General features: G+C 36.2%; 12 protein-coding genes. 4 read left to right on the forward strand and 8 right to left on the reverse strand.

Going from position 1 to position 13,374, the window contains the following annotated elements; all coding sequences use genetic code 11:
* Window positions 1–67: 67 nt before the first annotated feature.
* Window positions 68–1,501 (forward strand): ATP-dependent DNA helicase, encoded by a 1,434-nt coding sequence (locus ACHZAX_RS05880; protein ID WP_320018392.1) that lies wholly within the window; start codon window positions 68–70, stop codon window positions 1,499–1,501.
* On the opposite strand, the gene ACHZAX_RS05885 is transcribed toward ACHZAX_RS05880, so the two are convergent.
* From ACHZAX_RS05885 to ACHZAX_RS05920, 8 genes are all read right to left on the reverse strand, one after another.
* Window positions 1,498–2,718, reverse strand: coding sequence for a response regulator (locus tag ACHZAX_RS05885; RefSeq protein ID WP_101311476.1), 1,221 nt, complete (start codon window positions 2,716–2,718; stop codon window positions 1,498–1,500). The two genes, ACHZAX_RS05880 and ACHZAX_RS05885, sit on opposite strands and share 4 nt — an antisense overlap.
* A gap of 45 nt (window positions 2,719–2,763) precedes the next feature.
* Window positions 2,764–4,509: a phospho-sugar mutase gene (locus ACHZAX_RS05890; RefSeq protein ID WP_320018393.1), complete on the reverse strand. Its 1,746-nt coding sequence runs from the start codon at window positions 4,507–4,509 to the stop codon at window positions 2,764–2,766.
* 25 nt (window positions 4,510–4,534) lie between these two features.
* Complete coding sequence (gene rfbD, locus ACHZAX_RS05895; RefSeq protein WP_101311474.1) at window positions 4,535–5,407, reverse strand: dTDP-4-dehydrorhamnose reductase; 873 nt, start codon at window positions 5,405–5,407, stop codon at window positions 4,535–4,537.
* 2 nt (window positions 5,408–5,409) lie between these two features.
* Window positions 5,410–6,000, reverse strand: a complete 591-nt coding sequence (gene rfbC, locus ACHZAX_RS05900; protein WP_245870435.1) for a dTDP-4-dehydrorhamnose 3,5-epimerase — start codon at window positions 5,998–6,000, stop codon at window positions 5,410–5,412.
* Window positions 5,972–6,859, reverse strand: coding sequence for a glucose-1-phosphate thymidylyltransferase RfbA (rfbA, locus tag ACHZAX_RS05905; RefSeq protein WP_101311473.1), 888 nt, complete (start codon window positions 6,857–6,859; stop codon window positions 5,972–5,974). The genes rfbC and rfbA overlap by 29 nt, the downstream gene beginning before the upstream one ends.
* Window positions 6,860–7,813 (reverse strand): UDP-glucuronic acid decarboxylase family protein, encoded by a 954-nt coding sequence (locus ACHZAX_RS05910; protein ID WP_101311472.1) that lies wholly within the window; start codon window positions 7,811–7,813, stop codon window positions 6,860–6,862.
* Between the two features lie 26 nt (window positions 7,814–7,839).
* Entirely contained in the window at window positions 7,840–9,180 is a 1,341-nt protein-coding gene (locus ACHZAX_RS05915; RefSeq protein ID WP_320018394.1) for a UDP-glucose dehydrogenase family protein, read from the reverse strand.
* Window positions 9,181–9,385: 205 nt separating this feature from the next.
* A complete protein-coding gene (locus tag ACHZAX_RS05920; protein ID WP_101311470.1) occupies window positions 9,386–9,964 on the reverse strand; it encodes a PhnA domain-containing protein in 579 nt (192 codons plus the stop codon).
* A gap of 268 nt (window positions 9,965–10,232) precedes the next feature.
* On the opposite strand from ACHZAX_RS05920, the gene rpsA reads away from it, so the two are divergent.
* From rpsA to ACHZAX_RS05935, 3 genes are read left to right on the forward strand one after another with little or no spacing between them, the layout of a single operon-like run.
* Entirely contained in the window at window positions 10,233–12,038 is a 1,806-nt protein-coding gene (gene rpsA, locus ACHZAX_RS05925) for a 30S ribosomal protein S1 (protein ID WP_101311469.1), read from the forward strand.
* 17 nt (window positions 12,039–12,055) lie between these two features.
* Window positions 12,056–12,415 carry an STAS domain-containing protein gene (locus ACHZAX_RS05930; protein WP_101311468.1) on the forward strand — a complete coding sequence of 120 codons (360 nt, stop codon included), beginning with the start codon at window positions 12,056–12,058 and terminating at the stop codon, window positions 12,413–12,415.
* 3 nt (window positions 12,416–12,418) lie between these two features.
* On the forward strand, window positions 12,419–13,348 hold the full coding sequence (locus ACHZAX_RS05935; RefSeq protein ID WP_320018395.1) for a ribonuclease Z: 930 nt from the start codon (window positions 12,419–12,421) through the stop codon (window positions 13,346–13,348).
* Window positions 13,349–13,374 lie beyond the last annotated feature (26 nt).

The following is a 13,374-nucleotide window of genomic DNA, read 5'->3' on the forward strand; positions in this document are numbered from 1 at the left end:
AAGTTTGTCTGCAAATTTAAAAAAAAAATCTATTTGGTTATTTTTCTAGCCATTAAAATTATCAGAAATGTTAAAAAATCATGTTGCCTTACTAATTAGAGAAAGTTTGAACTTCGAACCAACCGATGATCAGCAAAGGGCAATTGACTGTTTAGCAGATTATGTAACGAAGAATGATGAAGGTGGAATTTTTCTGTTAAAAGGTTATGCCGGTACCGGAAAAACGACTCTGGTGAGTGCTTTGGTATCTGTTTTAGATAAAATGAAAATTAATTCAGTTCTTCTGGCACCAACTGGTAGGGCGGCAAAGGTTCTGTCTCACTATTCAAAAAAATCAGCCTTTACAATCCATAAAAAGATTTACCGGCAGAAGTCATTAACTGATGATCTCGGGATATTTGCTTTGGATCGAAATTTAAATAATAACACTGTTTTTTTAGTGGATGAGGCTTCTATGATTTCCAATTATTCTGCAGAGGCATCCGTTTTTGGTTCCGGCAGATTATTGGATGATTTAATGCAATATGTTTTTTCAGGAAAAAATTGCCGTTTGATTCTAATAGGTGATACTGCACAGTTGCCTCCAATTGGATTGGATATAAGTCCGGCTCTTGATCTTCATGAGTTGGAGTCGTGTTACAATTTGCCTGTAACAGAGATGATTTTAACTCAGGTGGTTCGTCAAAATCAGGAATCAGGCATTTTAATGAATGCGACTAATTTAAGGGGTATGCTGGCCGATGAAAAAAGTGGTTATCCTGTTTTAACAACAGAAAATTACCCGGATATAAAACGAATTGGCGGAGCCGAACTGATAGAAGAAATCTCCAATGCTCATTATAAATATGGCTTGGAGGAAACAATTGTAATCAGCCGCTCCAATAAAAGGGCGAATAAATTCAATCAGGGAATTCGAAATACAGTTCTGTACCGTGAGGAAGAAATTTCAGGCGGTGACTATTTAATGGTTGTGAAAAATAATTATTTCTGGGCTCAGGATATTAAAGAAATGGATTTTATTGCTAATGGCGATATTGTTGAAATTGTTCGGATACATAAGCATCTGGAAATGTATGGATTTCGTTATGCTGAAGTTACCATTCGATTTCCGGATTACAAAGATGTGGAGTTGGATACTATGATCATGCTGGATACTTTGGATATCGAAACGGCATCACTTGGTTATGAGGAAAATAAAAAGCTGTTTTTTACCATTGCCGAAGATTATGCTGATATTCGTTCCAAGAAAAAGCGATATGAAAAAGTTCGTGATAATAAATTCTTTAATGCCTTGCAAGTGAAATTTTCATATGCCGTAACCTGCCACAAAGCTCAAGGTGGACAATGGAAAACAGTATTTGTAGATCAAGGCTACCTAACCGATGAGTTATTGACAGCAGAATATTACCGTTGGCTTTATACTGCGGTAACTCGGGCTACAGAAAAATTATTTCTGGTTAATTTTAAAAAAGAATTCTTTCCTAACGAGAACGAGAATTAAAGCTCAATACCAATAATTAGAATATCATCGGTTTGTTCATTGTTTTCTTTCCAACTTTCAAACCAATTAAAAATATCCGATTTTTGAAGATTAATGGATTTTGATTGAATTGTTAGTAATTTGTCGTAAAACTGCTTCTTTTTAAGTGTTTTAAGCTGTTGTCCTCCAAGTTGGTCAGTGATACCATCTGTGTACAGGAAAATGCGGTCACCGACCTGTGTTTCTATTTTTTTAATTGTGAATTCGGCAAACTCTGATTCTTTGCCTATAGAATTGCGGTCACCTTGAATTTCGAATAAAGAATATTCATCACTCCTGTCTTTAGCCTCAATAGTTTCGTTATTGCATTTTAAGGGGGCTGAAGTCTTTCTGATTAAAACAAGTGATCTTTTTGCTCCTACAAATTCCAATATATGTTCTTGTGGGTAAATGGAGCAAAATAATCCATCCATTCCGTCATATTGCGTGTAGGTATCACTGGATGTATTCAGAATCCGGCTAAATTTCTGACTGAGAAGTGGAAAAACATGTTCTGCACTAATTTCGTTCCCATTTTGAGAAAGAGTGTGCAATTCCATTTGCCCCATAACAGTTAACATGGCTGCAGGAACTCCGTGACCGGTACAATCAAATAAACCAATGTTCTTCTTATGGAAATTTTGTTGAATCCAATAAAAATCTCCGCTTACAACATGTTTAGGCAGATTAATGATGAAGGATTTAGAGAATAATCTTCTGAAATTTTCCGCATCGGGAAGAATCGATCTTTGAATTCTACCTGCATGAATCATACCTTGATGAATATCGTAGTAAGATTTGTATTTGGAAATTTCTTGTTTTTGTTCATTGATTTGAAATGCAATTAATACTTTGGTTTGCAGTTCGGTAAAATCAATTGGTTTTTTAACGTAGTCCTGAGCGCCTAAACTTAAGGTTGCTTTAATGGATTCCATTTCTGTTTTGGCCGAAACCATAATAACAGGAATTTCTTTCAGTCTTTCATTCAATTGGATTTTTTCAAGAACTTCGATTCCATCCATTACGGGCATCATAATGTCAAGAAGAATAACATCAGGAATGTTATCGTTTAGCCAATCAAGAGCTTGTTGGCCTCCTTCTTTTGAAATGACAGTATAATCACGTCTGAAATATGCTTCAATTAATTTATTATTAATTGGAGAATCGTCAACAGATAGAATGGTTCTTTTGTTATCCATAATAAGTTAAAAGGTATAGGGTAGCATAAAGCTACCCTAAAAATATCAGTTTAATTCTAAAGAGCTAATAATTCCTTGAATTTTTTTATTGGCTTTATCTTCAGTAGCGTAAAAATCTTCAATTGAAGCAAGGTTTTCACGGACTTCGAAATAATATTTAATTTTAGGTTCGGTTCCCGACGGACGAACAGAAATCTTTGTTCCGTCTTCCAAATAAAATTGAAGAACATCTGCTGTTGTTTCAAAATCTAAAGCAGTTTCTTCTCCTGTTACCGGATTGGTTGCTATTCTTGTTGAATAATCTTTAACCAAAACCAAGGTTGATCCGTTAATTTTTTTCGGACGATTGTAGCGGTAGTCGTACATTAATTTTTCAATTTCCTGTGCTCCTTCCAGTCCTTCACGAACGATGTAAATCATTTTCTCTTTCGAGTAACCATATTCTACATAGATATCTTTAAGGATATCGAATACGTTTTTCCCCTGCTCTTTAGCCCAGGCAGCAATCTCGGCCATAATACTGCAGGAAGATACTGCATCTTTATCACGGGTAAAATCACCTGGCATGTAACCAAAAGATTCCTCGCCGCCACCAATGTAGTTTTTATCAGGATTCTTTCTGATCACGTCAGCAATCCATTTAAATCCTGTGTAAGCATCAAAACATTGTACTCCATTTTGCTCCGCTACATCCTTGAATAGTTCTGTTGTAACAATAGTTTTTACTACATAATCGTTACCAGTTAACAGTCCAAGTTCTTTTCTTCTTCTAATTAAGTAGTAATTAAAAATAAGAGCAGTCTGATTTCCATTTACAATTTCCCACTCGCCTTTATCATTAGTTGCTGCAATGCCCAAACGGTCACCATCCGGGTCACAAGCCATCACCAAATCAGCATTAATTTCTTTGGCTTTATCAACAGCCATTTTAAGAGCTTCCGGTTCTTCAGGATTGGCTGACCATACAGTAGGAAAGTTACCATCTACAACATCTTGTTCAGGAATATGAATTACATTCTCGAAACCGTAATTTTTTAATGAAGCAGGAACTAGTTTTACTGTTGTTCCATGCAAAGGAGTAAAAACAATTTTTAAATCTTTTTGATTTTTAATCGCTTCCGGTGAAAGGCTTAATGTTTTAACTGTATCCAGATAAAGCTTGTCCATATCTTCTCCAAGCACTTCTATTAAAGCAGGATTACCTTCGAATTTGATTTCTTCAAGTTTTACCGCCTTAACCTCAGCAATTACATTTTTATCGTGAGGAACAACCAACTGAGAACCGTCTTCCCAATATGCTTTGTATCCATTATATTCTTTAGGATTGTGTGAGGCGGTTATAATCACACCCGATTGACAGCCCAATTGACGAATTGCAAAAGACATCTCAGGCGTTGGTCTTAAATCTTCAAAAATATATGCTTTAATACCGTTTGCCGAGAAAATATTGGCAACAGTATCAGAGTATAATTTGCTGTTGTTACGACAATCATATCCAATGCAAACAGAAAGATTATCTTGTCCGGCAAATACTTTGTTGATATAGTTTGCCAATCCTTGGGTGGCGGCTCCAACAGTATAAATATTCATTCTATTTGTTCCCGGCCCCATTTTGCCTCGTAATCCTCCGGTTCCAAATTCAAGATCTTTATAAAAAGAATCTATTAAATCAGTTTTATCTTCTTTCTCTAATAATGATTTTACAGCATCCTTTGTTTCCTGATCGTAGTTCCCCTCAATCCAGATTTTGGCTTTTTCATTTACTATTTCAAAAATCTCAGTTTTGTTCATCTTTGACACTATTTCTTTTGGTTAACTATTCCGTAATTCTTTTAATACAATGTTCAATTCTGCTTCTCCAGTGTGGTATTTCTATCGTAAAAATATGTTTAATTTTCGATTTATTCAAAACGCTGTAGTGAGGCCTTTTTGCAAGGCATTGAAAATCCATGCTTTCAATGCTGTTAATTTTACATTTATTTTTCGACGTGTTTTGTATTTCTGTGGCAAAATCGTACCAGCTGCAAACGCCTTCGTTGGAGTAATGGTAGGTTCCAAAATCATTAAATTTACTATTTTTATCAATACTCTCAATAATTTGAATGATTGCAGAAGCTAAATCATGTGCATAGGTTGGTGTTCCTATTTGATCGCTTACAACGCCTAATGAATCTTTTTCTTTCCCCAGCCGAAGCATGGTTTTTAAAAAATTCTTACCGAAGGGGGAGTATAGCCATGAGGTACGTATTATGATGTGTTTTTTGCAGGTGTTTCGAACATTTTCTTCTCCTTCAAATTTTGTTCTGCCGTAAACTCCCATTGGTTTTGCTTTTTGATCCTCAGAATAAGGAACCGAATTGTCGCCAGAGAACACATAGTCGGTAGAAATATGAATTAAAGTGATGTTATTCTGAGAAGTTGCTGTAGCCAGGTTTTTTACAGCATCAGCATTTATCAATCTGGCAGCATCCTCATTTTCTTCTGCCTGATCAACATTTGTGTAGGCGGCGCAATTAACAATGTAGGCGATTTGTTTATCCTTGAGGTAATTGCTTATTGCATCCAAAGAGCTGATGTCCAATTCTTCAATATCCGTAAAGAAAAACTGAAGATTGCTAAACTTTGCCGATAGCTCTTTTATCTCAGTACCCAACTGCCCGTTAGAGCCTGTAATTAGGATTTTTGTCATGCTCATTTGCTGTATTTAAAATTCTTTTCAGCTTCTTTGAAATTTGGATATACTTTATCCTTTGGGGATATGATAGCTTTGCCCGGCTCTATTCTCCAATTTATATTTAAGAATGGATCGTTGAAGTTAATTCCTCTTTCTGCTTCAGGATTATAAAAATTATCGCATTTGTAAATGAAGGTCGCAGACTCGCTTAAGACAGAGAATCCGTGTGCAAATCCCTTTGGAATTAGAAATTGAATTTTATTATCCGCAGACAATTCAATGCCACTCCATTGCCCGAAAGTTGGAGAATCTTTTCTTAAATCAACAGCAACATCAAACACTTTACCTTCTATTACGCGTACCAATTTTGTTTGAGAGTAGGGAGCCAACTGATAATGAAGCCCTCTTATTACTCCATGTCCGGATTTTGATTCATTATTTTGAACAAATGACAAGTCAAGACCTTTTTCCCGGAAAATCTTTTCGTTGTAGCTTTCGAAAAAATATCCTCGTTCGTCTTCAAAGACTCTTGGTTTGATTATTAATAAATCGGGAATTTTGGTTTTGATAATTTCCATGTTAGCTGCACTGCTTATTGATGTTTTCATTGGCTACCATCATCAAATATTCTCCGTATTGATTTTTGAGTAATGGTTGAGCTAATTCAATTAGTTGTTCTTTGTTTATGAATCCGCTTCGGTAAGCAATCTCTTCCAAACAGGCAACTTTTAATCCTTGTCGTTGCTCTATTGTAGCAATGTAATTGGATGCCTGAAGCATGCTGTCATGTGTTCCCGTATCCAACCAGGCAATTCCACGCCCTAAAACCTGAAGCTTAAGATTGTTTTCTTTTAAATAGATGAGGTTTAGATCTGTTATTTCGAGTTCTCCGCGTTTTGATGGTTTTAAAGACTTGGCCTTTTCAACCACAGTATTGTCGTAAAAATACAAGCCGGTTACTGCATAGTTGGATTTAGGATGTTTAGGTTTTTCTTCCAGACTTTTCACTTTGCCATTCTCATCAAAATCGGCAACACCATATCTTTCCGGATCTTTCACATGATAGCCAAATACCAGTGCTCCTTCGGTTAGTTTTGCCGAAGCGGTAAGTTGTTTGCCAAATTCATATCCGTAATACAGATTGTCGCCCAATATCATACAAACAGGACTGTTTCCGATAAACTCTTCACCAATAATAAATGCTTGTGCTAATCCATCCGGTGAAGCTTGTTCTGCATACGAAAGGTCAAGACCGAACTGGTTCCCATTTCCAAAAAGATCTTTGTACAGAGGTAAATCTTTTGGAGTAGAAATAATTAGAATTTCCTTTATTCCTGCAAGCATCAAAACGGAAAGAGGGTAGTATATCATTGGTTTGTCGTAAACCGGAATGATTTGTTTCGAAATGCTTTTTGTAATCGGATAAAGCCTTGTGCCCGAACCTCCGGCCAATATGATTCCTTTCATTTAGTGTGTTGGTTTTATTGATAATAAGTTATCAAAATACGAAATAGTTCGAAGTAAACCTTCATTTAACTGGATTTTTGGTTCCCAATTATTCAATTCCTTTTTTGCAAGACTAATGTTTGGCTGTCTTTGCGAGGGATCATCTTTTGGTAAGGGTAAATAAATGATCTTAGAGCTTGAATTGGTTAGTGCAATTACTTTTTGAGCCAATTCCAAAATTGTAAACTCATTTGGGTTACCAATATTCACAGGGCCAATAAATTCTTTTCTTGAATCCATCATTCTAATCATACCTTCCAAAAGATCATCAACATATTGAAAACTTCTGGTCTGCAAACCATCACCGAAGAGAGTGATATCTTCGCCTTTTAGTGCCTGAACAATAAAATTCGAAACAACACGGCCGTCATTTGGGTGCATGTTGGGGCCGTAAGTGTTGAAAATACGCACAATTTTTATTGCAACATTGTTTTGTATATGATAATCCATAAACAAGGTTTCGGCACAACGCTTTCCTTCATCGTAGCAGGAACGAATGCCAATTGGGTTTACATTTCCCCAATAGTCTTCTGTTTGCGGATGAATTTCAGGATCGCCGTAAACTTCACTTGTTGATGCCTGAAGAATTTGAGCGTTTATTCTTTTGGCGAGTCCAAGTAAATTTATTGAGCCCATTACCGAAGTTTTGGTCGTCTTAATTGGGTTGTATTGGTAGTGTATCGGAGAAGCAGGACAGGCCAAATTGTAGATTTGATCTACTTCGGCATAGTATGGTTCTGTAATGTCGTGACGAACAAGCTCAAAATACGGATTGTCTGTTAAATGAGCAATATTCCTTTTTGAGCCTGTAAAATAGTTGTCCAAACAGATCACATCATTGCCTTCGTTAAGTAATCTTTCGCAAAGATGGGAGCCAATAAATCCGGCGCCTCCGGTAATCAAAATTCTCTTCATAGTTTAACTCCTTTGGTCTTATTTGTTTACACAACAGCTTCTTTTTTAATGATTTCTCTTCCAATAGAATAATAGGTGTAGTTCAGTTCTTTCATTTCAGAAAGGTCATAAATATTTCGTCCGTCGAAAATTAATTTTTCCTTCATCAATTTTTCCATCACTTTAAAGTTTGGAAGTCTGAATTCCGACCATTCAGTAACTATTAGTAAAGCATCGGCATCAATTAAAGCTTCGTATTGGTCTTTGGCATAGCTGATTGTGTCGCCAATTTTCCGATGGCATTCTTTTGCAGCAACAGGATCATAAGCAATTACTTCTGCTCCTTCACTTAAAAGTTTGTTGATAATAACCAATGATGGAGCCTCTCTCATATCATCAGTGTTTGGTTTGAATGATAAACCCCAAAGAGCAATTTTTTTGCCCCTTAAATCTCCATCAAAATGCGCCATCATCTTTTTGTACAGCACGCTTTTCTGGCGGTTGTTTACCAATTCAACAGATTTTAAAATTTCAAGAGGATGTCCCTTTTGTTCCGCTGTTTTAATAAGAGCCTGAACGTCTTTTGGAAAACAGGATCCGCCATATCCTGTGCCTGGATAGATAAATTTATTTCCAATACGGCTATCTGATCCAATACCACGGCGAACGTTATTTACATCAGCTCCTACAATCTCGCAAAGATTGGCAATGTCATTCATGAAAGAGATTTTTGTTGCCAGCATTGAGTTAGCAGCATATTTTGTCATTTCTGCCGAAGGAATATCCATAAAAATTACCGGATGATTATTCATTAGAAATGGCTTGTAGAGTTTGGTCATTACTGCCTGAGCTCTTTCCGATTCTGTTCCAATTACCACTCTGTCAGGTTTTAGAAAATCGTCAATTGCAGCTCCTTCTTTTAAAAATTCCGGGTTCGAAGCAACGTCAAATTGAATATCAACATTTCGGCTTGTTAGCTCGTTTTTAAGGGCGGCTTTAACTTTTTCAGCAGTTCCAATTGGTACGGTACTTTTAGTAACAACTACAAGGTAGTGATCAATGTATTGTCCAATTTCTCTTGCTACACCAATTACGTATTGAAGATCTGCACTTCCATCTTCGTCTGGTGGGGTGCCAACAGCAATAAAAACGGCATCAGCATCAGAAATACTATCTTTTAAACTATTTGAAAAAAACAATCGGCCTTTTTCCATATTACGTTTTACCATTGGCTCCAAGCCAGGCTCGTAAATTGGAATAATACCTTTATTTAAATTGTCTATTTTAGTCTGATCTACATCAACGCATGTGACAGTAATTCCCGTTTCTGCAAAGCAAGTTCCGGAAACTAAACCTACATAACCGGTACCAACAATAGTAATGTTCATTTCGTTCGTTTTAGAGTTTTATTTGGATGGCGTAAATTATGATGTAAATAAAGCGAAATTAATTCACTAATAAAATGATTTTGATGGCTGATTTTAGAGCATTGGGACATCTTATATCACTAAAAAGAATTGTTGTGAAAAAGAATAGGGATACCAAATTAACAGCATCCCTACGTTAGTATATATTCAACTTATTAATGCTGATCTAGTTCGATTTCTTCACGTATTTAGTTAAGATCACAATCTGCTGTCCTTCTACACGGCCTTCAATATGTTCTGCGTTATCTGCTACCAGAGAGATATTACGAACAGCAGTTCCACGTTTGGCTGTAAAACCACCACCTTTTACATTTAAATCCTTGATTAGGGTAACTGTATCGCCAGCTTGCAGTTGTGCTCCGTTACTATCGATATGTTTTACTGCATCTTCGTCGTTATCGTCTTCGCCGGTTGCTTTGGCCCATTCTAAAGTTTCCTCGTCCAGATAAAGCATATCCAGTAAATCTTGCGGCCACCCTTCTGAGCGCAATCTGTTTAGCATGCGCCAAGCCATTACCTGAACAGCAGGAACTGTGCTCCACATGCTGTCGTTTAAGCAACGCCAATGGTTGGCATCTGCTAGTTCCGGGTTTTCAATTTGAGAATGGCAGGTCGCACAAACCAATATGTTTTTATCGGCAGTTCCATTTGTTGGAGAGACTTCGTATGCTTTTAAATCTTCTTTTGCACCACACAATTCGCAAAGGGAACCGCTTCTGCTATGTAATTCTTTTTCAATATTCATTTTCTTATTGTTTAATTTGTGTCTGTTGAACAATCTTTTTTCTTAGATTGACCATCTCGATTTACCAGAGCACAAAGTTAAACGAGTTTATTTAAAATATAAATAGTGTGTCGAAATAGTTTTGGTTAAAGAGCTTAATGATTGTGATTATTTTAATGGATTTCCTGAAAAAATAGCTGTAACTTATATATTTCTCAGAATAATTGTATACTTTTGCACCGAATTTTATATATAATGTCTAATTTATTAGTGAAAAGTAATTAAACAAATGATTGAAGAAAACAAAAAAGTAGACAGTTCTGCTCCAGATGCAGAATTTGATTGGGATGCGTTCACAAGTGACGAAGGTTTCGCTGGTGGAAACAGAAAAGATTTAGAAGAAATGTATGATAAAACTTTATCTACCATTTCTGAAAAAGAAGTAATTGATGGTACAGTTATTTCAATGAACAAAAGAGAAGTTGTAATCAATATTGGTTACAAATCCGACGGTATTGTCAGCTTAAACGAATTCAGATATAATACTGAATTAGCAATTGGTGATACAGTTGAAGTTTATGTTGAAAATCAAGAAGACAAAAAAGGACAGTTAGTTCTTTCACACAAAAAAGCTCGTGCGTTACGTTCATGGGATCGTGTTAACGCGGCTCTTGAAAAAGACGAAATTATTAAAGGTTACATCAAATGCCGTACTAAAGGTGGTATGATCGTTGATGTATTTGGAATCGAGGCTTTCTTGCCAGGATCTCAAATTGATGTTAAGCCTATCCGCGACTACGATGTATTCGTTGGAAAAACTATGGAATTCAAAGTTGTGAAAATCAACCACGAATTCAAAAATGTTGTTGTATCTCACAAAGCTCTTATCGAAGCTGAATTGGAACAACAGAAGAAAGAAATTATCGCTAAGCTTGAAAAAGGTCAGGTTCTTGAAGGAACTGTTAAAAACATCACTTCTTACGGTGTGTTTATTGACTTAGGTGGAGTAGATGGTTTGATCCATATTACTGACCTGTCATGGGGTAGAGTAACTCACCCAAGCGAGATTGTTGAATTAGATCAGAAATTGAACGTTGTTATCCTTGATTTTGATGATGATAAAAAACGTATCGCTCTTGGTCTAAAACAATTAACTCCTCATCCATGGGATGCTCTTGATGCAGAAATGAAAGTTGGCGATAACTTGAAAGGAAAAGTTGTTGTTATGGCTGATTATGGTGCATTTGTTGAGATCGCTACTGGTGTTGAAGGATTAATTCACGTATCAGAGATGTCTTGGTCACAGCATTTGAGATCTGCTCAGGATTTCATGAAAGTTGGAGACGAGGTAGAAGCTCAAATCTTAACATTGGATCGCGACGAGAGAAAAATGTCTCTTGGTATCAAGCAATTGAAACAAGATCCTTGGGAAGGAATTGAGGCTAAATATGCTGTTAACTCTAAGCACACTGCTAAAGTTCGCAACTTCACTAATTTTGGTGTATTTGTTGAAATCGAAGAAGGTGTTGACGGATTAATTCATATTTCAGATCTTTCCTGGACTAAGAAAGTGAAGCATCCAGCTGAATTTACTACTATCGGTGCTGAAATTGAAGTTGTTGTTCTTGAAATAGATAAGGATAACAGAAGATTAAGTTTAGGACACAAACAATTGGAAGAAAATCCATGGGATGTATTCGAAACAATCTTTACAACCGACTCAGTTCACGAAGGAACTATCGTTGATATTTTCGAAAAAGGTGCTGTAATTGCTCTTCCTTACGGAGTGGAAGGATTTGCAACTCCACGTCACCTTGTGAAAGAAGATGGCTCGCAAGCTAAAGTTGAAGAAAAATTAACTTTCAAAGTTATTGAATTTTCAAAAGCAGCGAAAAGAATCATTCTTTCTCACTCAAGAACTTTCGAAGATGAGAAGAAAGCTGACGAGACTGCGAAGAAAAAAGAAGTAGCAAAAATCGCTAAAAAAGGAGTTAAAAAAGTGAAAGATTCACTAGAAAAGACTACCTTAGGTGATATATCAGAACTAGCTGCTTTGAAATCGCAAATGGAAAGCGACGAAGTTGGCGAGAAATAATTAAAAATTAAGTAATTATGGATTTCAAGATTGACAAGAAAGATGGTTATACCCTTGTACAGGTATTGAAAGACAAGTTGGATACCCACATTGCTCCTGCTTTAAAATCAGAATTGGTTTTAATTTCCGGAAATGGTGAGAAAAGTATCCTTTTGGATTTAACTCCTTGTACATATTGTGATTCGTCTGGTCTTAGTGCAATACTTGTAGCCAATAGGTTGTGTAAAAATGCTAATGGAACATTTGTGCTTCATGGCCTGCAGCCTGCTGTTGAACGATTAGTTTCAATTTCTCAGTTGGATTCGGTTCTAAATATTTCTTATAATATGGATGATGCTGTTTCAACGATGAAAGGTCAAATTGAATTAAACAAATAGTTAGTGAAATTTGAAGTAACAATCTTAGGCAGTAACTCTGCTTTACCAACTACCAAAAGATTCCCAACCGCTCAAGTACTCAATGTACTTGAGCGGTTTTTTTTAATAGACTGCGGAGAGGGAACACAAATTCAAATGAAGCGGTTCAGAGTTCCGATGAGCCGAATCAACCATATTCTAATTTCGCACATGCATGGCGATCATATCTTTGGATTGATTGGTTTGCTGTCTACTTTCTCGCTTCAGGGACGAAAATCGGATCTTCATATTTACGGTCATAGTAAATTGGAAAGATTCATTCAGTTTCAATTGGAACTGTTGGAGACGAAACTTGATTATCAGATTTTTTATCATACCATTTTTGGAACCGAAATTCAAACCTTATTTGAGGATGATTCTGTAATTGTACAGTCATTTCCTTTAAAACACGGTGCAATGCCTTGTGCTGGATTTCTGTTTAAAGAAAAGGAAAGACTTCGGACTTTAAAATCGGATATGCTGACTTTTTATAATATTCCTATTAAAAACAGGCATGCTATTAAGCAAGGCGAAGATTTTATTCGTGAAGATGGAGAGGTGGTTCCGAATAAAAAGTTGACAAACGATCCGCTAAAAGTAAGAAGTTACGCTTTTTGTACAGATACGGCGTATTTGCCAAAAATTGCACCAATAATTGAAGGTGTCGATTTATTGTATCATGAAGCAACATTTTTAAAGGCAGAAGAAAAGCGGGCAAAGAAAACCTACCATTCAACCGCAGAACAAGCAGCGAAAATCGCTGTAGAAGCTAATGTGAAAAAATTACTAATTGGTCATTTTTCTGCTCGTTTCGAGGATTTAAAAGAACATCTAAAAGAGGCAAAAGATGTTTTCCCAAATTCAGCACTGGCCGAAGATGGGAAAAAGTTTTTTGTGGAACTTGGTAGGGATTAATCATATTACAATCAAGTTTTTTTTTA

The organism is Labilibaculum manganireducens (assembly GCF_963665805.2).
Taxonomy (GTDB): Bacteria; Bacteroidota; Bacteroidia; order Bacteroidales; family Marinifilaceae; genus Labilibaculum; species Labilibaculum manganireducens.

Bases quoted from the DNA above. Each gene is read 5' to 3' on its own strand.
- ACHZAX_RS05885 (WP_101311476.1), bottom strand. From the start codon at position 2,718: ATGGATAACAAAAGAACCATTCTATCTGTTGACGATTCTCCAATTAAT.
- rpsA (WP_101311469.1), top strand. From the start codon at position 10,233: ATGATTGAAGAAAACAAAAAAGTAGACAGTTCTGCTCCAGATGCAGAA.
- rfbC (WP_245870435.1), bottom strand. From the start codon at position 6,000: ATGAAAACATCAATAAGCAGTGCAGCTAACATGGAAATTATCAAAACC.
- rfbD (WP_101311474.1), bottom strand. From the start codon at position 5,407: ATGACAAAAATCCTAATTACAGGCTCTAACGGGCAGTTGGGTACTGAG.
- ACHZAX_RS05930 (WP_101311468.1), top strand. From the start codon at position 12,056: ATGGATTTCAAGATTGACAAGAAAGATGGTTATACCCTTGTACAGGTA.
- ACHZAX_RS05910 (WP_101311472.1), bottom strand. From the start codon at position 7,813: ATGAAGAGAATTTTGATTACCGGAGGCGCCGGATTTATTGGCTCCCAT.
- rfbA (WP_101311473.1), bottom strand. From the start codon at position 6,859: ATGAAAGGAATCATATTGGCCGGAGGTTCGGGCACAAGGCTTTATCCG.
- ACHZAX_RS05915 (WP_320018394.1), bottom strand. From the start codon at position 9,180: ATGAACATTACTATTGTTGGTACCGGTTATGTAGGTTTAGTTTCCGGA.
- ACHZAX_RS05920 (WP_101311470.1), bottom strand. From the start codon at position 9,964: ATGAATATTGAAAAAGAATTACATAGCAGAAGCGGTTCCCTTTGCGAA.
- ACHZAX_RS05880 (WP_320018392.1), top strand. From the start codon at position 68: ATGTTAAAAAATCATGTTGCCTTACTAATTAGAGAAAGTTTGAACTTC.
- ACHZAX_RS05890 (WP_320018393.1), bottom strand. From the start codon at position 4,509: ATGAACAAAACTGAGATTTTTGAAATAGTAAATGAAAAAGCCAAAATC.